Consider the following 20,690-nt stretch of genomic DNA (forward strand, 5'->3'; position numbering starts at 1 on the left):
GACGCCTTGTTTTAAATCTTTGAAATCAGCAGCTTGTGCTGATTTCAAAGGCAACTACATTTTGAAGTTCTTGCCCAGGTAGACCTTGCGTACGGCCTCGTTGTCGATGATTTCGCTGGGGTGGCCATTGGTCAGTACCTTGCCTTCGCTGATGATGTAGGCGCGGTCGCAAATGCCCAGGGTTTCGCGTACGTTGTGGTCGGTGATCAGCACGCCAATATTGCGGCTTTTCAGAAACTGTACGATGCGCTGGATTTCGATGACGGCAATGGGGTCGACCCCAGCAAAGGGTTCGTCCAGCAGGATGAAGCGCGGATGTGTAGCCAGTGCCCTGGCGATTTCCACCCGCCTGCGCTCGCCACCCGACAGCGATATGGCGGTATTGCGCCGTATGTGCCCGATTTGCAGTTCGTCGATCAGTGATTCCAGGTTTTCGCCAATTTTGGCTGAACTCAGTTGTCGCCCGTTTTCGTCTACTTGCAATTCAAGTACGGCACGTATGTTTTCTTCGACGGTCAGCCGTCGAAAGACCGAAGCGTCTTGGGGCAGGTAAGAAAGCCCCAGGCGCGCACGCTTGTGCATGGGCATGCTGGTGATGGGTGTGCCGTCAATTTCGATGCGGCCCGTATCGGTGGGGATGATGCCCACGATCATATAGAAACTGGTGGTTTTTCCCGCTCCGTTGGGACCGAGCAAGCCGACGACTTCGCCGCTGTCGACTGATAAGGAGACGTCGTGCACGACGGTACGCTTGCCGTAGGTTTTACGCAGGCCTGTAGCGTGCAAACTCCCGTGTGCGGCATTGGGAGAGCGGGTAGGAGTTTGCTTGGACGTGTGGTCAGGGTGCATATCAAGAATGGATTCGGCCAGGGTCGGCGGGCTGGTGGATGGCTATTGGGATTTCTGCTTGCATTCTGCGGCGGCTTTCTCGGAGCTGGCACGCGGTTTTGCCAGTGAGCGTACGCGTCCGCCGGCAGCGGCTGAATTGGGGCCGCCAAAGGCTTGGTAGGTGTCGGACTTTTGCTTGTAGATGACGCGTTCGCCGCGGATGCTGTCAAATGGCTTGCCACAGACGTAGCGGGTGATCACGGCCTGGCCAATCATTTCAAGTTCTTCGGTCTTGCCGTTGTACTCGGCGCGCAGGCCTTCGGCTTTGATGACTTCAAACCCCTCGGGCTTTTCCTGGCGTATGCGAACCAGCTTGCCTTTTTCGACGGTGGCCGTGCCGTATTGAAAGCCTTCGGCGTCTTCCCGCATGGTGAGCTTATCGGAATGCAGCGTCATGGGGCCACGCGTCATGATGACATTGCCGGTAAAAACACTTTCTTTCTTAACGTCGTCGTAATCGAGCGTGTCGGACAGAATCAGCGTGTCGGGTTCTGCGGCAGGTTGCTCGCCGCTGGTTGGCGCAGCGGCGTTTTGTGCGCCGGACTGCGATGTTTGCGCCAGGGTGGGCAGGGTCATGCAAGCCATGGCTACGGTCAGCAGCCATGCGACGCTAGAGCGGGGGCGTTGTAATGTCATGGTTTTTCTTCTGTGGTGTCGGATTTTTCGGATTGCTTGGGCAGGGAATCCTGGCCTGAAATCTTGACATCTGTTGCGGAAAACACCTGCAACTGCCGAGTGCTGTTATCGTAACGCATGCCCTTGCCATGCATGGTCGAGCGCCCGTTGACGACCAGGGCGGGTAAGTCGGTAAATACCACGTCTTCGTCGGGCAGCAGGGTCAGTTGCTCGCTGCTTACATCGATGGCCGAGCGGTCGGGGCCGGGCTGGCGATGTACATGGGCGTTGCCCTTCATGATGATGCGGGCGCCGTCCTGATCCATGATGGCGATATCGGACGTGCCTATGGTAATGGGTGAGTCGGGCCTTTGCCCGATGGCTTTAGCCTGAGTGATTTCATAGGAGTCGTCATCAGGATAATGCTTCATGGTCTCGCCCTCAAGGCGGTTGTTCGCCACCCCTTGCGGGTCTGTGCGTACCATGACGAAATTACGTGCCCAGGAGTCAGGCTCGTGGGTGACCCGGCGCGGTGGATCGATAGGGATGGCGCGTTGGGCAAACTCGGCGGCCCACCATGTGCCTATGACCAGGACCACAAGCAGCAGCAAAGCGACCAGCGCGGGGGCTCGTTCTCTCATTGTATGACGCCGCTCATGCGTGTGGCGCCCGGATTGAAAAAGGCGCTGAGCTGACCTTGTGCGGCCAGGATCAGGTCGCAACATTCGCGTACCGCACCGGAGCCACCGGGCCGCGTTGAAACCCAGTGGGCGACTTGTGCGACGTAAGGCGGTGCATTGGGTACGCTGGCGGCAAAACCCACTCGTTGGAGTGCGACCAGGTCGATGATATCGTCGCCCATATAGCCAGTTTCAGCGAGCGAGCAACCCTGCTCTTGCGCCAGTTCGGCAATGACCCGGGCTTTGTCGCGCACGCCCTGGCGTACCAGGGCGATACCCAGTTCAGCTGCGCGGCGGTCTATGATGGGCCCTGAGCGGCCGGTTACCAAGGCCACAGCAATACCGCTTTCGCCCATCAGGCGCAGACCATGGCCATCGAGTGCATTGAAGCGTTTGATGAGTTCACCCTGTTCGCCATACCACAGGCTTCCGTCTGTAAGGATGCCGTCGACATCGAAGGCCATCAAGCGCAGTTGTTTGGCCCGCTCTATGACGGCGGGAGCGACTTTTGCCAGAATCAGAGCCTCGGCGGGATGGGGCAGATGAGGTAGGTTCATGATCAGATCACTTTTGCAGCCAGCAGGTCGTGCATGTGTAAAGCGCCTAATAATAGCCCGCTATCGTCCACTACGAGCATCTGGTTCAGTCGCCCGGCATCCATTTGGGTTGCGGCTTCGACAGCCAGCGCGTCTGGCTCTATGGTTTTTGGATTGCGGCTCATGCCCTGGGCGACACTCAGGGGGCGGATGTCGCCGTGGCGGGCAATCAGGCGGCGCAAGTCGCCGTCGGTGAATATGCCCACGGGTTTGTGGTTGTCGTCGAGCACGATGGCCATGCCCATGCCTTTGGATGACATTTCGATCAGCGCTTCGGCAACCGGTGTGTTGGCCTGGACGATGGGCAAAGCATCGCCGCGGCGCATGATGTCGTGCACGAAGGTCAGCAGGCGTCGGCCCAGTGCGCCGCCAGGGTGCGAGCGCGCAAAGTCTTCGCGGCTGAAGCCACGAGCCTCAAGACAGGCTACCGCCAGGGCATCGCCCAGAACCAACGCCGCCGTTGTGCTGGCGGTGGGGGCCAGGTTCAGCGGGCAGGCTTCGTGTTCAACGTGTGCGTCCAGATGCAGGTCGGCGCTGAGCGCAAGCTCAGACTGCGGATTGCCAGTCATGGAAATGAGTTGGGCTCCCATTCTTTTAACGACCGACAGGACGGTGATAAGTTCAGCTGCCGTGCCTGAATAAGAGAGGGCCAGCACGATATCGTGACCGGTCAGCATGCCCAGGTCGCCGTGTATGGCTTCTGCGCCATGCATGAAGAAGGCGGGGGTGCCGGTTGATGCGAGCGTAGCCGCGATTTTGCGGGCAATGTGCCCCGATTTGCCTATGCCTGTGACTACGATTCGGCCCTGGCAGGCGAGCAGCATGCTCACCGCTTTCTGGAAGCTGCCGTTCAGGCGCGCATCAAGCGCCTGCAACGCCTGGATTTCTGTGGCGAAGGTGCGATGGGCCGAAGCCAGGGGGCTATGGTCGGCAGTCGAGGGTGTTGTATTCATTTGTTGATTTTAAACGCACAGAGGCTGCATGCCACATTGTTGCAGAATTGTGTTTGATTCGTGAATTGTTTGCACCAGCCGGTTGGCTCTGTCGATAGTGGCTGCAATCTTGTAAACTCTCTGATGTCACCACGCCCAAACCTGGGGTGGGCTGGGCCGCAGGGCATGCCGCCGTGCTTCGCTCCCGAATTCTCCTGTTTTGGCGTTTTACATGCACATTGATCCCGCCGTTTATGTACGCAACACGATACGTAGCGTTCCCGACTGGCCCAAACCCGGTGTCACTTTCCGCGATATCACTCCGGTACTGCAAGATCCGCGTTCATTTCGGGTACTGATTGATTTATTCGTTTACCGCTATATGCGGCACAGGCTTGATTTGGTGGCGGGTGTTGATGCTCGCGGTTTTATCCTGGGGTCTGTGCTGGCCTATGAGTTGAATCTGGGTTTTGTGCCGGTGCGCAAGAAGGGCAAGCTGCCTTTCCGGACGGTGGCTGAGGAGTATTCGCTGGAGTACGGGAATGCTTCGGTCGAAATGCATACTGATTCTGTGCGGCCGGGTCAGCGGGTGTTGCTGATCGATGATCTGATTGCGACGGGCGGTACCATGTTGGCGGCGTCCAAGTTGTTGCAGCGCTTGGGTGCCAATGTTATTGAGGCCGCGGCGATTATCGATCTGCCTTATCTGGGTGGCTCTGCAGCCATGAAGGAGACGGGGCTTGATATTTATACGGTGTGCAGTTTTGATGCGGGCGATGCCTGATCTCACGGTACGCTGATCGCCATCCACGCACGCGTTCCTGCTTGATGGTGCCACCCACCATAGGCCGTTTATATCCCCGTGAGACCCCTCCGTACACGTTGTCTGGTGTGGCAAGGGGGGGTGGACCGGCACGGCGTGCTTGTTTCCGCCTCTTCCTCGTCCAGCCGGGCGTCGGCCGAACTCGCTCGCTGCGCTCACTCAGACAGCGGCCGACGAATACCCCCGGCCTCCCTTCGGAAGCAGGCGGCGCACGCCTGACCGCCGGCCCACCCCCCTTGCCACACCAGACAATATGCATGGATCACAACGGGCCTAATATTTGACGAGCCCGCACCGCCTGGCCGAAAGACGCTGGGATTGCCAGCCCAGCGCTGCCGGCAATGTTGCTGCCGGCTGCACCTTGCTTTAGTTAAACCAGAACGCGTTCTATGCCGCCGGCGTTGGCGTCACGAACGTAGTCCTGCATCCAGCTTTCGCCCAGAATATGGCGAGCCATTTCGACCACGATGTAGTCGGCGTCCATGCCGGTTTCGCCTTCGTAGCGGGACAGGCCTTGCAGACATGAGGGACAGGATGTGAGCATCTTGACCTCGCCGGTATAGCCGTCGGCACGTATCGTGGCCGTGTTCTTGACGAGCTCTTCAGACTTGCGGAAGCGGACCTGGGTGGAGATGTCGGGGCGCGACACGGCCAGCGTACCCGACTCGCCGCAACAACGGTCTGTCTTGATGGTTGTATCGCCCACCAGTGACTTGACCGTTTTCATGGGGTCCTGCAGCTTCATGGGCGTATGGCAGGGGTCGTGGTACATGTAGCGCACGCCTTGCACACCCTCAAGCTGTATGCCTTTCTCAAGCAGATACTCGTGGATGTCGATCAGGCGACAGCCGGGGAATATTTTTTCGAATTCGTAGCCAGCCAACTGGTCGTAGCAGGTGCCGCAGCTGACCACCACGGTTTTGATGTCGAGGTAGTTCAGGGTGGTGGCCATGCGATGGAACAGCACGCGGTTGTCGGTGATGATTTTCTCGGCCTTGTCGGTCATGCCGTTACCGCGCTGTGGATATCCGCAGCACAGGTAGCCGGGTGGCAGCACGGTTTGCACGCCGGCGTGCCACAGCATGGCCTGGGTGGCCAGCCCTACCTGTGAGAACAGGCGCTCGGAGCCGCAGCCAGGAAAGTAGAACACCGCTTCCGTGTCGGCCGATGTAGCGGCCGGGTTGCGGATGATGGGCACGTAGTCAGGGTCTTCGATATCGAGCAGCTTGCGCGCGGTTTGCTTGGGTAGCCCACCCGGCATTTTCTTGTTGATGAAGTGAATCACCTGTTCGCGTATGGGCGCCTTGCCTACGGTGGCGGGAGGCTGGTCAGTCTGTTTGTGCGACGGAGCCGTCAGAACATCGTGCGCCATCCGCTGTGCCTTGTAGCCCACGTCTATCATGGCCTTGCGGGTGGCCTTGATGACGCGCGGGTCTTTGGCGTTCAGAAAGAACATGGCGGCGGTGGTGCCGGGGTTGAAGGATTTTTTACCCATGCGACGCAGCAGCGAGCGCATTTCCATCGAGACATCACCAAAGTCGATATCTACCGGACAGGGGTTGTAGCACTTGTGGCATACCGTGCAGTGGTCGGCGACATCTTCAAATTCTTCCCAGTGCTTCAGGCTGACGCCGCGCCGGGTCTGCTCTTCGTATAGAAATGCTTCGATGAGCAAGGAGGTAGCCAGGATTTTATTGCGGGGCGAGTACAGCAAGTTGGCGCGCGGTACGTGGGTGGCGCATACCGGCTTGCACTTGCCACAGCGCAAGCAGTCTTTGATGGCGTTGGAGATCGAGCCGATTTCGCTGCGCTGCATGATCAGGGATTCATGACCCAACAGGTTGAAACTGGGTGTCCAGGCGTGGCGCAGATCGGCGCCGGGCAGGAGTTTGCCGGCGTTGAAGCGCCCGGTCGGGTCGACTCGCTGCTTGTAGTCCTGGAAGGGGGCGAGCTCTTCTTGCGTCAGGAATTCGTATTTAGTCAGCCCTATGCCGTGCTCACCTGAAATCACACCATCAAGGTTGCGAGCGATCTGCATGATGCGGGCAACGGTTTCGTTGGCCTCGCGCAGCATCTCGTAGTCGTCGGAGTTGACGGGGATGTTGGTGTGTACATTGCCGTCGCCGGCATGCATGTGCAGGGCCACGAAAACACGGCTTTTCAGTATGCGGTCGTGTGTGGCCTGGATTTCTGCCAGCACGGCGGCGCAGTCGGCGCCTGCGAAATAGCGCTCCATCTGCGAGCGGACTTCGGTCTTCCAGGATATGCGGATGGTGTGATCCTGGACTACGTCGAAGATGGTGGCTTCAGGCTGCTGTGCCAGGCGCTCGGAGAGGGCGGTTTCCAGGTCTTGCAAACCGAGGGACGACAGGGCTTGCAAACCCTGGGCCAGTGGCATGTCGAGATTGTTGAGCAACCAGTGCCAGCGTGTGCGCACAGCTTGCAGGCATAGCGCGGCGTCGTGGGTGCGTTCGGCCAGTATCTCTTCGCGGGTATGCTCGGCGTCGTCGTGGTCTTCGGTTTTACCTATGGGCAGATCACCTTGCAAGAAGCGTTCCAGCGCGTCCAGCAGCTTTAGCTTGTTGCGCGTGGATAGCTCTATGTTGATGCGCTCGATGGCGTCGGTGTATTCGCCCATGCGATTGAGCGGGATGACCACGTCTTCGTTGATTTTGAAGGCGTTGGTGTGGCGGGCAATGGCGGCGGTGCGTGAGCGGTCGAGCCAGAAGCGTTTGCGGGCCTCGGCACTGACGGCCACAAAGCCTTCGCCGTGGCGGGTATTGGCAATGCGCACGACTTCGCTGGCGGCCAGTGCCACTGCGTCGGGATCGTCGCCGACGATATCGCCAATAAGCACCATCTTGGGCAGGCCGCCGCGCTTGCTTTTGGTGGCATAGCCGACGGCGCGCAGATAGCGCTCGTCCAGATGCTCCAGGCCTGCCAGGATGGCGCCCTGCTGGCGCCCCGCTCCGTCGAGGTAGTTCTTGACCTCGACGATGGATGGCACGGCATTACGTGCCTGGCCGAAGAACTCCATACAGACGGTGCGCGTATGGGCAGGAATACGATGCAAAACCCAGCGGGCCGAGGTGATCAGGCCGTCGCAGCCTTCCTTCTGGACTCCGGGCAGACCGGACAGGAATTTGTCGGTCACGTCTTTGCCCAGGCCCGCCTTGCGAAAGCGTGCACCTTCGATGACCAGGGTTTCGCTGCGCAGCAACACGGCGCCCGGTGCGGCCTTGCCGTCGAACCATTTGAGTTCGAAGCTGGCTTGCTGGACATCGTGTATTTTGCCCAGATTGTGCTCCAGCCGGGTGACTTCCAGCCAGTTGCCGTCGGGGTCGACCATGCGCCACCAGGCCAGGTTGTCGAGCGCAGTGCCCCACAAAACGGCCTTTTTGCCGCCGGCATTCATGGCGACGTTGCCGCCCACACAGGATGCGTCGGCAGAGGTAGGGTCAACCGCAAATACCTGGCCGGCCGCTTCGGCGGCTTCGGCTACGCGTCGGGTTACAACCCCTGCGCCTGTCAGCACGGTGTGTACAGGCTCGGCCACGCCGGGAAGCTGGGTGACTTCGACGGCGCCCAGCGTATCCAGCTTTTCGGTATTGATGACGGCCGATTGCGCGCTCAGTGGAATGGCGCCGCCTGTATAACCGGTGCCGCCGCCGCGCGGAATAATAGTCAGGTCCAGCTCTATGCAGCCTTGTACCAGTGCGGCAATTTCACTTTCGTTGTCGGGCGTCAGTACCACGAAGGGGTATTCGACGCGCCAGTCTGTGGCATCGGTCACGTGCGACACGCGCGACAGGCCATCGAACTTGATATTGTTTTTGTGGGTAATGCGTCCCAGGCGCTTCAGAACTTTTTTGCGTAGTTCGCGGGTAGTGATGAACTCGTGCTCGAAGGCGGCGACAGCGGACTGGGCCGCGCCCAGCAGACGTGCAACCTTGGTATCACGTTCGGCAACGTCGGTATCGCGACGCTTGTCGATTTCGCCCAGCCGGTGCTTCAGGGCGTGCACCAGCAGATGCTGGCGCTTGGGGTTGTCGAGCAGGTCGTCATGCAAATAGGGGTTGCGCTTTACCACCCAGATATCGCCCAATACTTCGAACAGCATGCGCGCCGATCGCCCGGTGCGGCGTTCGCCGCGCAGCTCGGACAGCAGCTGCCAGGCTTCGTCGCCGAGCAGTCGGACAACAATCTCGCGGTCGGCGTATGAGGTGTAGTTGTATGGGATTTCGCGCAGGCGCGATGTGGTGGCAGGTGCCTGGGTGGCAAGCAGGTGACTGGCTACAGGGGCGTTCATGGCAGATAAAAAGGAGGGCCCTTAAAGCATTAGTGTAAGGGATAACGCTGGGTTTATCTTGTGTGGCAGCTGTGAAGCTAGTGGGTGTCAGGAAATATCCATAGCAAGGCAGCCGTCATGGTCAGGTAGCGCAAGAACTTTCCGACAGCCATATAGAACATACACGGCCAGAACGATAAGCGCAGCCATCCGGCGACTGCGCACAAGGGATCACCGACCACAGGCAGCCACGAAAACAGCAATGCGGGAGGCCCCATTCGGTGCAGCCAGTAGCTAACATAGTCATGCCAGCGCCCACCCGTTTTGCTACGTGGCGCATCGGAACTTCCTTCCTCGTGGGCGCGTTTGTGTTTCCAGTGCTCGTAGGCTTTCTCGGCACCCAGCCCCATGACATAGCTGATGGCCCCGCCCGTGGTGTTGCCCAGCGTGGCAACCAGTATGGCGGGCCAGAACATGTCGGGTGCCAGCTTGAGATAGCCGAATACCGCAGGTTCGGAACCCAGCGGTAGCAAGGTGGCTGACAGCAGGCTGATCAGGAAAATGGTACTTAGCCCCACCTTGGGCAACGCCAGGGTAAGGAGTAGCCAATGCACCGATGCTTGCAACCATGCTTCCATACTGCCTGAGTCCGTTAATGCTGAAGTTGCGCTATGTTATTCTGTTTCTGCATTTTTACTAGCTTTTTTCAGCCGTTCGGCAACCCACCTCTCCCCTCTCCGCATCATGTCAACAGACTATCTAAAGCGCATTCTTACATCCAAGGTTTACGACGTCGCCGTTGAATCACCCCTGGAGTTCGCTCCCCAGGTTTCGGCACGCATACACAACAAGGTTTACCTCAAGCGCGAAGATACTCAGGCTGTTTTCAGCTTCAAACTGCGTGGCGCCTATAACAAGATGGCCAATCTCAGCAGCGCCGACCTCAAGCGCGGCGTGATCGCCGCGTCAGCGGGCAATCACGCTCAGGGGGTGGCTTTGTCGGCCCGCAAGCTTGACTGCCGCGCAGTCATCGTCATGCCGGTCACTTCGCCCCAGGTCAAGGTCGATGCGGTACGTGCGCTGGGCGGTGAGGTTGTGCTAGAGGGCGAAAGCTTTACCGAAGCCTACGAGCATGCCAGGGAGCTCGAAAAAAAGGAAAAGCTCACCTTTGTCCATCCCTTTGACGATCCAGATGTGATCGCTGGTCAAGGCACCATAGGTATGGAGATCCTGCGCCAGCGCCCTGGCCCCATCGATGCTGTGTTCATTTCCATAGGCGGCGGCGGTCTGATCGCCGGCGTGGCGGCCTATATCAAGCAACTGCGTCCTGAAATCAAGGTAATAGGTGTGCAGACGGTCGATTCCGCAGCCATGGCGCGCAGTGTGCAGGCGGGGCGGCGTATAACCCTGAATGATGTGGGCCTGTTCTCGGATGGCACTGCAGTCAAGCAGGTGGGCCTCGAAAATTTCAAGCTGGTGCGCCAATACGTTGACGACTTTGTGTTGGTCGATACCGATGCCATCGCCGCCGCGATCAAGGATGTCTTCCAGGATACCCGCAGCGTGCTCGAGCCGGCCGGTGCCCTGGCCCTGGCCGGCGCCAAGCGCTATGCCATGCAGAACAAATGGAAAGACAAACACCTGGTGGCCATTGCCAGTGGCGCCAACATGAATTTCGATCGCTTGCGCTTTGTGGCCGAGCGTGCCGATGTGGGCGAGGCGCGCGAAGCACTGTTTGCCTTGTCCATACCGGAAAAGCGGGGCAGCTTCCTGCGTCTGTGCGAGGCGGTGGGCAGCCGCAGCGTAACAGAGTTCAATTATCGTATTTCCGATGCCGAACAAGCCCACGTTTTCGTCGGTTTGCAGATCAGCGCCGAGGCCGAGATCGAAAAGCTGGCCAATGCTTTTCGCAAGAAGGGCTTTGCCACGCTCGACCTGACCGGCAACGAAATGGCCAAGACGCATTTGCGCTATATGGTGGGTGGTCACTCCAATCTGGCCGAACATGAGCTGTTGTTTCGCTTCGAGTTTCCTGAAAGGCCGGGGGCCTTGATGAAGTTTCTGGGCGCCATGAGCCCCGACTGGAACATCAGCCTGTTCCATTACCGTAATCAGGGTGACGACTATGGCCGCATTCTGGTAGGCATACAGGTGCCGCCCGCCGATAAAAAAACATTCAAGGCATTTCTGGATGGGTTGGGCTATCCGCACTGGAATGAAAGTGACAATCCCGCCTACCGGCTCTTCCTCTAGCGCTTTTCAAACAAAAAAACGAGCCCATGGCGCCAGACGGCCTGTACCTCCAGATAGTGAACAGCATGCCGGCATTGCGTTCGGCCGGCATGCGGGTCGCACCCGGGCATGTGCGGGCTTGGCTGTACCAATTTGTGGATGATGCCGGGACGCAGGAAGCACTGCTTTCGCTGTTGTCCAAAGACGAGTTGGAACGCGCCCGGGCTTTTATAGCGCCGGCGGCTCGCCGGCACTATATCCAGGCCCGGGCGGTCCTGCGCATGCTGCTGGGGGAGGTGCTTGAGACGTCCCCCCAGGAGCTGGTTTTTGATTATGGTTGTTATGGTAAGCCGTCGCTGCGCGACGCCGCCGCTTGTTGCTTCAATATCGCTCATTCGGGCGACTATGCGCTGCTGGCGGTTGCCCAAGGCTTGTCGGTTGGCGTGGATATCGAGCGGCAACGCGAAACGGCAGACCTGGATGCTTTGGCGCGCATGGTGTTGTCGCCCGCCGAGACAGACAGTTGGGCTGTCCTGCCGCCTGCCGATCGTGCCCCTGTGTTTTTTTCCACCTGGACAGCCAAGGAGGCTTTGGTCAAGGCGACAGGTCGAGGTCTGGGGCTGGGCCTGTCAGCGTTGGAGGTGGGCCGTTTTCCAGGCGGTGTTCCTGACGCGGGCTGCTGTGTTCAGATGGGCGAGTCTGGCGTTTTCCGCCTGGTGCCGCTGGATGCGCCCTTGGGCTATGCGGCGGCCCTGGCGGTGCATGAGCCCTCGCTCGGCCTTTCAGGCAAACAGCTCGCGTAGTGGCGCCAGGCTCAGCCTGAGGTGGGCAAAAGCGTCTTCGTGCCGGGCGTCCAGTTGCTGAGCCTGTTCCAGGCTGATTTCCATAAAACGCAGGGTTTCGCCGGGCATGCCCTGGGCAATAAAAGGCAGGTCTACGGTGGCGACATGGGCTATCTTGGCATATCCGCCCGTGGTCTGGCGGTCGGCCATCAAAATAATGGGCTTGCCGTCTGGCGGTACCTGCACGCTGCCGAAACTGGTTGCCTCAGACAGCAGTTGGGTGGTGCTGAGCAGTTTCAGTGCGGTGCCTTGCAGCCGGTAGCCCATACGCTCGGATTGCGGACTTATCTGATACTCGTCCGAAAAAAAACTCTGGACGGACGCATCCGTAAAAAGAGGTGCATGAGCGCCACGCACAGTCCGTATGGCCGACTTTGGATTCATGCCCAATATGCTTGGCAGATAGACCTTGATTTGCCATAACTCGTGCGCCAGCTCGTCCAGATTATGTTTGCGCAGATCGACATTGAGCGTCAGCGTGTCATCCTTGCGCAAGGCGCGTCCCTGGTAGCCGCCAAAGCCGCCGCGCAGATATGTGCTGTGGCTGGCCATTACAGACGTCAATGCGATGCCACCATGCCAGGCAATATAGGCACGCAATCCTATTGCCCTGGCGCCAAATGCCAGGATGTCGCCGCGTCGAACAATCAATGGGCGATTATTGGGTACGGGTTCTTTATTTAGCGTTGGGTTTAGCTGGGCGCCGCAGATCGCGATGCAGGCGGGTGCATCGAAACGCAGCGTGGGCCCGGTCAGTGTGACCTCCAGCGTTGCCTCGTTTTCGTCGTTGCCTACCAGCAGGTTGGCCAAGCGATGAGCCCGGCTGTCCATGGCCCCGCCTACCGGCACGCCCAGATGCTGGTAGCCTGTACGCCCCAGGTCTTGAAAGCTGGACAGCATGCCGGGCTTGATAACCAGTATGCTCATGTCTGCTTGTCCTTCAAGGCCTGGAATTCCGTTGGGCTGATGGGAACAAAGCTTACCGTATCGCCAGGCGCTAACAAGGTGGGTGGTTCTTGTTCCGGATCGAACAGCACGGCTGGCGTCGCGCCTATGACATGCCAGCCGCCCGGCGAGGCGTTGGGGTAGATCATGGTCTGAAGGTTGGCAATGGCGACCGAGCCGGCCGGCAGCAAAGTGCGCGGTGTGGCGCGACGGCCTATGGCCAGCCTTGTGTCGTGCACGCCGATATAGGGTGCGCCCGGAGCAAAGCCCAGCATGAATACATACGCCGGCTGATGACTGTGCAAATGGATGACTTGCTCTGGAGTCAGCCCACAATGCTCTGCCACATGCTCCAGATCGGGGCCATGTTCGCCACCGTAGCAGACAGGGATCTTTATTTGGCGTGAGGTGTCGGCCTGGGCTGGGTCCGCGAGTGCCGCCAGCAGTGGTTTTTGTATGGCCGATATCAGCTGCGTATGGCGATCGATGGTGTCGGGCAGGCCCGGTTGATAATGCAGGGCAAGCTGATTGAATGAAGGCACGATATCGCTGACGCCCGGAATATTGGCTGCGCGCAGGGCGGCAGCCGCCCGAGCGCAACGACGTCCCGTCTCGATATCGATCTGCTCGCCAAAGACCAGCAGCAGGGTCCGGTCGCCCTGAGGGACGATGCGCCAGTCAGGTTTGCCGGTTTCGGTGAGACCAGCCATGCGTGCTTTATTTTGCGAACAGGGAGTCGAGGTCTTTGAAGGACTTGAACTCCAGCGCGTTGCCCGATGGGTCGAGGAAGAACATGGTGGCTTGTTCGCCCGCTTCGCCCTTGAAGCGCACATAAGGTTCGATCACGAACTTGGTACCGGCATCTTGCAGCTTCTTGGCCAGCGCTTGCCAGACAGACATTTCGAGCACTGCGCCAAAGTGGCGTACAGGCACGTTGTGCTCGTCGACACTGCTGGTTTGCGTACTGCCGCATTCGTCGGGCGACAGGTGGGCAACAATTTGATGGCCGTGGAAATTGAAGTCCACCCATTGATCGGATGAACGCCCTTCGGGGCAGCCCAGCAAGTCGCCGTAAAAGGCGCGCGCCGCAGCCAGATCGTGTACGGGAAAGGCCAAGTGGAAGGGTGGCAAAGTAGTGCTTGCGGACATAAGATGCTCCATCTAGGGGTGGGTCGCCGGCGTCGTGAGTCCAACGGCGTGCAGGCAGTCATTTTATGTGTTTTTGCGCAGCTTTGCCCCATGCCTTTTTATGGGCGATGGGCCTGGTCAGTCAGTCGGCCTTGCTGACCCGGGTTGGCGGGAAAATTACCGAAAACAGGCTGCCGGCGCCAAAGCGGCTATGTATGCTTAGTTCGGCATTGTGCCGCATGGCCACGTGCTTGGTAATGGCCAGGCCCAGCCCGGTACCACCGGTTGCCCGGGAGCGTCCGCGATCTACGCGGTAAAAGCGTTCAGTAAGTCGGGGAATGTCTTGTGCCGCAATGCCGATGCCGGTGTCTTGTACTGAATAACAGGCGTGACCCTGTTCCGTGACATACCAGCTTACGGTAATTGTGCCGTCTTTCGGCGTGTAGCGGATGGCGTTGGTGAGCAAATTCGATACCGCCGAGGCAAGTTCGGTTTCTATGCCGTCCACGCAAAGAGTGTCGTCTATGTTTTCAATGAAGACATGCTGGCCGTTCGATAGGACACGGCCTTGTTGCAAGGTGTTGTGGATGATCGCGCTCAGGCGTACCGGCCTGCCTTCGGCCGAGGGCGAGGATTCCAGTGTAGACAGGGTCAGCAGGTCTTCCACGATTGCCTGCATTCTTTGTGCCTGTTCCAGCATCATCGCCAGGTAGCGCTGCCGCTGTTCATCGCTCAAGGATTCGTCCGGCATATCGTGCAGGGTTTCCAGGAAGCCGGACAGCACCGTCAGGGGCGTACGGAGTTCGTGCGACACATTGGCGACGAAATCCTTGCGCGTGGTTTCCAGCTTTTCTACCTGGGTGACGTCGCGGGTGACAACCAGGAACTGCCCCAGGCCGTAGCGTGTGAGCTGTACCAGCAGCGCTTTTTCGTGACCATCGCTGGTCAAGTGCAGCAACAGGGGTGCAGGCCAGTCCATCTGGCGGGCGTAGCGTGCAAACTCCGGTGCGCGCAGTATGTTGAAAATGCTGTAGTTGCGGTCAGATTTCAGGTCGAGGCCCAGATGTTCGCTGGCCATTTTGTTGCCCCAGATGAGGTGCATGGACTCGTCCAGGGTGATGGCGCCGTCGGGCAAGGCCTCGGCTGCCAGCATAATGCTATCGACATACCGGTTCAGCGAGTCGATTTCATGCTTGTCTTTACGCAGCTTGCGATAAATGGTGGCCAGGATGTTGTCCCAGGGCCCTACCGATGGGGGGGGCGGGGCTTCGATGCTGGCTGTCCAGCGTTCTATCAGTGCCAGTTGCCAACCACTGATCAGAATCATGCAGACCAGCCCCAGGGCGAAAATGCCCCAGCCCACATGGACTCCTAGCCAGGACCCGCAAGCCCAGCCAAGTATTGCCCACAAACCTATGGAAATAACGGTTTTTATCATGATGACAACGGTTCAGGCCCCAGGGCAAGTGCTTTCGGCAGGGTGCTTCCGGGTAATGCTCAGGAGGGGTTGGGCAATTGTGCAGTGAAGCGGTACCCGGCTCCGCGTACTGTTTCGATGTGGTTCTCGAGCTTGGCGGGCTCCAGGGCTTTGCGCAGGCGGCGTATATGGACATCCACCGTGCGCTCTTCCACAAAAACATGGTCGCCCCAGACCTGATCCAGCAACTGGGCGCGCGAAAACACTCTTTCAGTATGCGTCATGAAAAAGTGTAGCAGACGGAACTCGGTTGGTCCGACGGTCAGCGCGTGCCCTTCACCTGTTACACGGTGAGTGGCCGGATCCAGTTTGAGGCCACCAATCTGGATGAGGTCATCGGTCAGTTGAGGGGCGCGCCGACGCAGCACGGCTTTGATGCGTGCTATCAGCTCTTTGGGTGAAAAAGGCTTGGTGATGTAGTCATCGGCGCCAGCTTCCAGGCCTTCGACCTTGTCATGTTCAGCGCCCTTGGCTGTGAGCATGATGACCGGCACATGCCGTGTACGCTCGTCGGAGCGGAGTGTGCGGGCCAGAGTAATACCTGACGCACCCGGCAGCATCCAGTCCAGCAGTATCAAATCGGGAAGTTCCGCCCTGATCAGGGTCTGGGCTTGCTCGGCGTCAAAGGCGCGCAGCACCTTGTGACCGGCAAAAGACAGATTCACGGAAATAAGCTCCTGGATGGCAGGCTCATCTTCTACAACGAGTATGGTAGTGCTCATGGCGCGTGTTAATAGTACGTTAGGTAAACAGGTTCTGATGAAAGCCGCTAATGGCGGAACGCCCGGACCCCTGAGGGACGGCTACGCTGCGATGCCTCACATAATATGGCGTGATTGTGACAGGTTTGTGAAAATTGTTGGGCTGGGCGGCCGAGCGTGGCATTTTGACGCCCCGGGCCTGACTTGCATCACGACCCGGTACGGATAATGATGTACGATTAACAAACCATGCAAAATACCCATTCTTCTTCTCAGGCCGACGCAACGGCAGACCCGTCCCAGGCCAGTACGCACTTTGGCTTTCAAACCGTAGCTGAAACAGAAAAGGCCGGCAAGGTGGCCGAGGTTTTCCATTCGGTGGCCCAGCGCTACGACGTCATGAACGACTTGATGTCAATGGGCCTGCATCGCGCCTGGAAAGTCTTTACGGTAGGCCGTGCCGACGTGCGGCCAGGCATGAAAGTCCTGGATATCGCCGGCGGTACCGGCGACCTGGCCCGTGCGTTTGCCAAGAAGGCGGGCGCCAGCGGCGAGGTCTGGCTGACCGATATCAATGACTCCATGCTGCGTGTGGGCCGCGATCGCCTGGCCGACCAGGGCCTGTTGCTGCCCACCACTGTCTGCGACGCCGAAAAACTGCCGTTTCCCTCGGGCTACTTCGATCGGGTCAGCGTGGCGTTTGGCTTGCGCAACATGACGCACAAAGAGCATGCGTTGGCCGAGATGCGACGTGTATTGAAGCCGGGTGGCAAATTGCTGGTACTGGAATTTTCACGGGTGGCCAAGCCGCTGTCGCCCGTCTACGACTGGTATTCCTTCAATATTCTGCCCTGGCTGGGCCAGAAAGTAGCAGGCGATAAAGAAAGCTACCGTTACCTGGCCGAGTCCATACGCATGCACCCCGACCAGGATACGCTGGCTGGCATGCTCGAAGACGCGGGTTTGTCGCGCGTGCGGTATTTCAACCTGAGCGCCGGGGTAGTTGCCCTGCACGAAGGCGTGAACCTGGGCTAGGCACTTGCGGGTGCATGGTGCCCGCGTTTTTCCCGCTTGTGAACTAATTTTCTGCCAGCGTGTCCAACTTTGTGCTAATGTTCAGCTTCCAGTAAGCTTGGCCGTCAGGCAACAACTGCGGCGGCTTAAATCAAATATATCTGCATTGCGCCGGGGCGCGATGCATAAAGGAGCACTACATGTCCCAGCGATTTTCCCGGCTGCTCGCGGTAGCCATGCTTGTCTTTTCGGCGGGGGCGATGCTGACGGCTTCGTTCGACGCTGAAGCGCGCCGGATGGGCGGCGGCGGCAGCTTTGGTCGTCAATCGTCCAATATTACCCAGCAGCGCCAGGCTGTCACGCCTCCCACTACTTCCACGACAACACGCAGCACCGCGGCTGCGGCAGGCACGACGGCCAAAAGCGGTATGTCGCGCTTTCTGGGGCCTATTGCCGGCATAGCCGCTGGCCTGGGTATTGCGGCCTTGCTGTCCAGCATGGGCCTGTCGGGCGCGTTTCTTGAGTTCATGTCCAGCCTGGTGCTGATCGGCTTGCTGGTCTTTGGCGTCATGTACATCGTGCGTCGCCTGCGTGGTGATGCTGCGCGTCCCGCCATGCAGCAGGCAGGCATGAACCGCGAAAACGCACCATCGCAAAATGCCTGGCAACAGGCCGGCCAGCCCGCTGCATCGGCAGCCACAGCGGCTGCGGCTGCTGTGCCGGCAGCCCCCGTCGATCAAAGCTGGTTCATTCCTGGCGATTTCGATACGCCCACCTTTTTGGCCAATGCCAAGGCCCAGTTCATTGAAATCCAGGCAGTCTGGGATAGCGGCGACCTGACCCGGCTGACCGACTACATGACTGACGATCTTGTTGCCGAGATCAAACCTGAACTGATGACACGCACCGAAGGCAATGTGACCGAGGTCGTCTTGCTTAATGCAGAACTCCTGGGCATAGAAGCGGTATCGGGTGGTCACTTGGCCAGCGTCCGTTATTCCGGCATGCTGCGCGAGTCCAAAGACGCCGAAGCCTTCCGCTTCGAAGAGGTCTGGAATCTGTACAAGGCCGATAACGCAGGCTGGTTGCTGGCCGGCATTCAGCAAATACCGCTAGAGTACGCCAGCTAAGCAGGTTCAAGCGGTATTTGCCAGGGTCTATCAAGGGCAACAGATACCAGGAGCAAGAATGGGTCGCCGCTGGGCGGCCCATTGTTTCTTCTTAAAACCGTTAAACTGGGACTCTTGCCTGCAACACGGTTTGTCCGCCACTCATACCATGCTTTCTTTGCCGTCCTTTCTTACCCCTGCAGCTGTCTATGCGCGCATGCTGAACAAGCTCTTGCAACGCGAGAGTTGGGCGCGCGACCGGCTAAGCCGACATGCGGGGAAAACCGTCGGCTTCAAAGTGGGCAGCATCACCATGGGTTTGTCCATACAGGCAGATGGTCTGGTTCAGGCATCCGATAGGGCGGTGGTGCCTAACGTTACGCTCACCATTCCCGCAAACCAGTTGGCCGAATTGCCAGGCGTATTGCGCGCCCGCGATCCTTCACTGTTGACTGAGCTGCTGCATGTCGAAGGCGATGCCGGACTGGCGCAAGTGGTGTCTGAGCTGGCTCGGGATCTACGCTGGGACATAGAAGACGACTTGTCGCAGGTGGTGGGCGATGTTGCCGCAGCCCGTATGGTGCAAGCCGCCGATGCATTAAAAACAGGTGTGCAGACGGCGACGTCGCGCCTGGCGGGCAATGCCAGCGAATACCTGATCGAAGAAAGCGCCTTGCTGGCCAATCGGCCGGCGTATGACGACTGGTCGGAAAAGCTGCAGGCCATACGCCTTCGGCTCGACCAGCTCGATCGTCGTGTTTCGGCCGTTGCGCCGCATTCGGTACGCGAGGCCTGACTCATGTTCACCTTGTTCCGTCTGCTGCATATTCTTTTCGTTGCCCTCAGATACCGTCTCGATGAACTGGTACTGTCTGGAATCAAGCATCCCGTCGCCTATGGGTTGTTGCGCGTCGTCCGCTTTGGCAGGGCACCCAAAACGCCGCGCGGCGTGCGTTTGCGCCTGGCACTTGAGTCGCTGGGTCCCATTTTCGTCAAATTCGGCCAGGTACTGTCTACACGGCGAGACCTGATCCCGCTCGATATCGCCATTGAACTGGCCTTGCTACAAGATCGTGTGCCGCCTTTTCCGTCCGACAAGGCGGCCGCCATGATCGAAGAGGCACTCGGTGCATCGCCTCATACACTGTTCAGGCACTTTGAAACCGACCCGGTCGCGTCGGCCTCGATTGCTCAAGTGCATTTTGCGGTCTTGCATGACGGCCGCGAGGTTGCGGTCAAAGTCTTGCGTCCGGGCATGCGCGACATCATCGAAAAAGACTTGTCCCTGCTGCGTGTACTGGCTGGGCTGGTCGAGCGCCTGGCCGCTGATGGGCGGCGCCTGAAACCGCGCCAGGTCGTCGCTGAATTCGACAACTACCTGCATGATGAACTTGATCTGATACGCGAAGCGTCCAATTGCAGCCAGTTACGGCGCAATTTTTCGCCCGAAACAGGCCGCGAACATCTGCTGCTGATTCCAGAAGTTGTGTGGGAGTTCTGTGCCACCACCGTCTTCACCATGGAGCGCATGCGGGGTATACCAGTCAGCCAGGTCGAACGCCTGAAGCAGGCCAATATCGATACCCGCGAGCTGGGCCGAAAAGGGGTCGAGATATTCTTCATGCAAGTCTTCTCCGATGGCTTTTTTCATGCGGACATGCACCCCGGCAATATATTCGTTTCCGACGAACCCGCCACCCTGGGCCAGTATATTGCCCTCGATTTCGGTATTGTGGGCTCGCTCTCCGAGTTCGATAAAAACTATCTGGCACAAAACTTCCTGGCCTTTTTCAGGCGCGATTACCACCGGGTTGCGCAGCTGCACATCGAGTCCGGCTGGGTGCCGCCTACAACCCGTGAAGAAGAGCTGGAAGGCGCCGTACGCGCTGTTTGCGAACCCTATTTCGACCGGCCTCTGTCCGAAATTTCGCTGGGGCAGGTTTTATTGCGTCTGTTCCAGACCTCGCGCCGCTTCAATGTCGAAATACAGCCTCAGCTGGTGCTTTTGCAAAAAACCTTGCTGAACGTAGAAGGCATGGGGCGTGAACTCGATCCCACGCTGGACTTATGGAAGACGGCCAAGCCTTATCTGGAACAATGGATGCACGACCGCATAGGCCTGGCCGGTTTGCGCAAGCAGCTCGACAAGGAAGCCAGCCAATGGGCGCAGTTGCTGCCACAGATTCCCAGATTGGTGCATGCCAACCTGAATCGTCCCGATACCGGCCCTGGGTTAAACTTGGAACTCGAGCGCATGCGGCGTGCCCAGGAGCACACAAATCGCTTGCTGGTGGTGTTGTGCTCTATTCTGGCGGTTGCCCTGGGAACCGCCATCTGGGCCTTGACCCGTTGAGCAGGCCATAATTGCGACCTATACATAAAATCGTGCTGAAATATTCCTGTTAACAGCCTGACATATA

General features: G+C 58.7%; 19 protein-coding genes. 7 read left to right on the forward strand and 12 right to left on the reverse strand.

The annotated features are described in order from the left end of the window. Window positions 1-54: 54 nt before the first annotated feature. The 5 genes from lptB to ERD84_RS05545 are packed head-to-tail and all read right to left on the reverse strand — an operon-like array spanning window position 55 to window position 3,732. On the reverse strand, window positions 55-849 hold the full coding sequence (gene lptB / locus ERD84_RS05525; protein ID WP_130038594.1) for an LPS export ABC transporter ATP-binding protein: 795 nt from the start codon (window positions 847-849) through the stop codon (window positions 55-57). Window positions 850-891: 42 nt separating this feature from the next. After that, complete coding sequence (lptA, locus tag ERD84_RS05530) at window positions 892-1,524, reverse strand: lipopolysaccharide transport periplasmic protein LptA (protein ID WP_130038595.1); 633 nt, start codon at window positions 1,522-1,524, stop codon at window positions 892-894. Further along, on the reverse strand, window positions 1,521-2,144 hold the full coding sequence (gene lptC / locus ERD84_RS05535; RefSeq protein WP_130038596.1) for an LPS export ABC transporter periplasmic protein LptC: 624 nt from the start codon (window positions 2,142-2,144) through the stop codon (window positions 1,521-1,523). Before lptC ends, lptA begins: the two co-directional genes overlap by 4 nt. Next, the gene (locus tag ERD84_RS05540; RefSeq protein WP_371743149.1) at window positions 2,141-2,746 is read right to left on the reverse strand and encodes a KdsC family phosphatase; all 606 of its coding nucleotides are present in this window, start codon (window positions 2,744-2,746) and stop codon (window positions 2,141-2,143) included. Before ERD84_RS05540 ends, lptC begins: the two co-directional genes overlap by 4 nt. Then, entirely contained in the window at window positions 2,743-3,732 is a 990-nt protein-coding gene (locus ERD84_RS05545; protein ID WP_130038598.1) for a KpsF/GutQ family sugar-phosphate isomerase, read from the reverse strand. The genes ERD84_RS05540 and ERD84_RS05545 overlap by 4 nt, the downstream gene beginning before the upstream one ends. Before the next feature lie 211 nt (window positions 3,733-3,943). On the opposite strand from ERD84_RS05545, the gene ERD84_RS05550 reads away from it, so the two are divergent. Beyond that, entirely contained in the window at window positions 3,944-4,495 is a 552-nt protein-coding gene (locus tag ERD84_RS05550) for an adenine phosphoribosyltransferase (RefSeq protein WP_130038599.1), read from the forward strand. A gap of 409 nt (window positions 4,496-4,904) precedes the next feature. On the opposite strand, the gene ERD84_RS05555 is transcribed toward ERD84_RS05550, so the two are convergent. Both ERD84_RS05555 and ERD84_RS05560 read right to left on the reverse strand, forming a co-directional pair. Then, window positions 4,905-8,843: a DUF3683 domain-containing protein gene (locus ERD84_RS05555; protein WP_130038600.1), complete on the reverse strand. Its 3,939-nt coding sequence runs from the start codon at window positions 8,841-8,843 to the stop codon at window positions 4,905-4,907. 77 nt (window positions 8,844-8,920) lie between these two features. Continuing rightward, entirely contained in the window at window positions 8,921-9,460 is a 540-nt protein-coding gene (locus ERD84_RS05560; RefSeq protein WP_130038601.1) for a YqaA family protein, read from the reverse strand. Here ERD84_RS05560 and ilvA point away from each other — a divergent pair. Further along, entirely contained in the window at window positions 9,459-11,075 is a 1,617-nt protein-coding gene (gene ilvA / locus ERD84_RS05565) for a threonine ammonia-lyase, biosynthetic (RefSeq protein WP_371743148.1), read from the forward strand. The genes ERD84_RS05560 and ilvA overlap by 2 nt on opposite strands. A gap of 26 nt (window positions 11,076-11,101) precedes the next feature. Then, window positions 11,102-11,857 carry a 4'-phosphopantetheinyl transferase family protein gene (locus ERD84_RS05570; protein ID WP_130038603.1) on the forward strand — a complete coding sequence of 252 codons (756 nt, stop codon included), beginning with the start codon at window positions 11,102-11,104 and terminating at the stop codon, window positions 11,855-11,857. Here the strand turns inward: ERD84_RS05570 and ERD84_RS05575 are convergent. From ERD84_RS05575 to phoB, 5 genes are all read right to left on the reverse strand, one after another. Next, window positions 11,837-12,823 carry a 5-oxoprolinase subunit C family protein gene (locus tag ERD84_RS05575; protein ID WP_130038604.1) on the reverse strand — a complete coding sequence of 329 codons (987 nt, stop codon included), beginning with the start codon at window positions 12,821-12,823 and terminating at the stop codon, window positions 11,837-11,839. The two genes, ERD84_RS05570 and ERD84_RS05575, sit on opposite strands and share 21 nt — an antisense overlap. Then, window positions 12,820-13,551, reverse strand: coding sequence for a 5-oxoprolinase subunit PxpB (gene pxpB, locus ERD84_RS05580; RefSeq protein WP_130038605.1), 732 nt, complete (start codon window positions 13,549-13,551; stop codon window positions 12,820-12,822). Before pxpB ends, ERD84_RS05575 begins: the two co-directional genes overlap by 4 nt. 7 nt (window positions 13,552-13,558) lie before the next feature. Next, the gene (locus ERD84_RS05585) at window positions 13,559-13,990 is read right to left on the reverse strand and encodes a VOC family protein (RefSeq protein ID WP_130038606.1); all 432 of its coding nucleotides are present in this window, start codon (window positions 13,988-13,990) and stop codon (window positions 13,559-13,561) included. 121 nt (window positions 13,991-14,111) lie between these two features. Continuing rightward, window positions 14,112-15,407 carry a phosphate regulon sensor histidine kinase PhoR gene (gene phoR / locus ERD84_RS05590; RefSeq protein ID WP_130038607.1) on the reverse strand — a complete coding sequence of 432 codons (1,296 nt, stop codon included), beginning with the start codon at window positions 15,405-15,407 and terminating at the stop codon, window positions 14,112-14,114. Window positions 15,408-15,466: 59 nt separating this feature from the next. Further along, window positions 15,467-16,168 (reverse strand): phosphate regulon transcriptional regulator PhoB, encoded by a 702-nt coding sequence (gene phoB, locus ERD84_RS05595; protein ID WP_130038608.1) that lies wholly within the window; start codon window positions 16,166-16,168, stop codon window positions 15,467-15,469. A 228-nt stretch (window positions 16,169-16,396) separates the two neighbouring features. Here phoB and ubiE point away from each other — a divergent pair, with 228 nt between their 5' ends. The 4 genes from ubiE (at window position 16,397) to ubiB (ending at window position 20,623) form a co-directional block, all read left to right on the forward strand. Then, window positions 16,397-17,182: a bifunctional demethylmenaquinone methyltransferase/2-methoxy-6-polyprenyl-1,4-benzoquinol methylase UbiE gene (gene ubiE / locus ERD84_RS05600; RefSeq protein WP_130038609.1), complete on the forward strand. Its 786-nt coding sequence runs from the start codon at window positions 16,397-16,399 to the stop codon at window positions 17,180-17,182. A gap of 179 nt (window positions 17,183-17,361) precedes the next feature. Beyond that, window positions 17,362-18,291 carry a Tim44 domain-containing protein gene (locus tag ERD84_RS05605; RefSeq protein ID WP_130038610.1) on the forward strand — a complete coding sequence of 310 codons (930 nt, stop codon included), beginning with the start codon at window positions 17,362-17,364 and terminating at the stop codon, window positions 18,289-18,291. 130 nt (window positions 18,292-18,421) lie between these two features. After that, a complete protein-coding gene (locus ERD84_RS05610; protein WP_245150612.1) occupies window positions 18,422-19,066 on the forward strand; it encodes a ubiquinone biosynthesis accessory factor UbiJ in 645 nt (214 codons plus the stop codon). Between the two features lie 3 nt (window positions 19,067-19,069). After that, the gene (gene ubiB / locus ERD84_RS05615) at window positions 19,070-20,623 is read left to right on the forward strand and encodes a ubiquinone biosynthesis regulatory protein kinase UbiB (RefSeq protein WP_130038611.1); all 1,554 of its coding nucleotides are present in this window, start codon (window positions 19,070-19,072) and stop codon (window positions 20,621-20,623) included. Window positions 20,624-20,690 lie beyond the last annotated feature (67 nt).

It is taken from the genome of Pollutimonas harenae, assembly GCF_004153685.1.
GTDB lineage: Bacteria > Pseudomonadota > Gammaproteobacteria > Burkholderiales > Burkholderiaceae_B > Pusillimonas_C > Pusillimonas_C harenae.

What these genes read in the sequence shown, in the direction of transcription:
- lptB (WP_130038594.1), bottom strand. Translation starts at nt 849, where the DNA reads ATGCACCCTGACCACACGTCCAAGCAAACTCCTACCCGCTCTCCCAAT.
- lptA (WP_130038595.1), bottom strand. Translation starts at nt 1,524, where the DNA reads ATGACATTACAACGCCCCCGCTCTAGCGTCGCATGGCTGCTGACCGTA.
- lptC (WP_130038596.1), bottom strand. Translation starts at nt 2,144, where the DNA reads ATGAGAGAACGAGCCCCCGCGCTGGTCGCTTTGCTGCTGCTTGTGGTC.
- ERD84_RS05545 (WP_130038598.1), bottom strand. Translation starts at nt 3,732, where the DNA reads ATGAATACAACACCCTCGACTGCCGACCATAGCCCCCTGGCTTCGGCC.
- ERD84_RS05550 (WP_130038599.1), top strand. Translation starts at nt 3,944, where the DNA reads ATGCACATTGATCCCGCCGTTTATGTACGCAACACGATACGTAGCGTT.
- ERD84_RS05555 (WP_130038600.1), bottom strand. Translation starts at nt 8,843, where the DNA reads ATGAACGCCCCTGTAGCCAGTCACCTGCTTGCCACCCAGGCACCTGCC.
- ERD84_RS05560 (WP_130038601.1), bottom strand. Translation starts at nt 9,460, where the DNA reads ATGGAAGCATGGTTGCAAGCATCGGTGCATTGGCTACTCCTTACCCTG.
- ERD84_RS05570 (WP_130038603.1), top strand. Translation starts at nt 11,102, where the DNA reads ATGGCGCCAGACGGCCTGTACCTCCAGATAGTGAACAGCATGCCGGCA.
- ERD84_RS05575 (WP_130038604.1), bottom strand. Translation starts at nt 12,823, where the DNA reads ATGAGCATACTGGTTATCAAGCCCGGCATGCTGTCCAGCTTTCAAGAC.
- pxpB (WP_130038605.1), bottom strand. Translation starts at nt 13,551, where the DNA reads ATGGCTGGTCTCACCGAAACCGGCAAACCTGACTGGCGCATCGTCCCT.
- ERD84_RS05585 (WP_130038606.1), bottom strand. Translation starts at nt 13,990, where the DNA reads ATGTCCGCAAGCACTACTTTGCCACCCTTCCACTTGGCCTTTCCCGTA.
- phoR (WP_130038607.1), bottom strand. Translation starts at nt 15,407, where the DNA reads ATGATAAAAACCGTTATTTCCATAGGTTTGTGGGCAATACTTGGCTGG.
- phoB (WP_130038608.1), bottom strand. Translation starts at nt 16,168, where the DNA reads ATGAGCACTACCATACTCGTTGTAGAAGATGAGCCTGCCATCCAGGAG.
- ubiE (WP_130038609.1), top strand. Translation starts at nt 16,397, where the DNA reads ATGCAAAATACCCATTCTTCTTCTCAGGCCGACGCAACGGCAGACCCG.
- ERD84_RS05605 (WP_130038610.1), top strand. Translation starts at nt 17,362, where the DNA reads ATGTCCCAGCGATTTTCCCGGCTGCTCGCGGTAGCCATGCTTGTCTTT.
- ubiB (WP_130038611.1), top strand. Translation starts at nt 19,070, where the DNA reads ATGTTCACCTTGTTCCGTCTGCTGCATATTCTTTTCGTTGCCCTCAGA.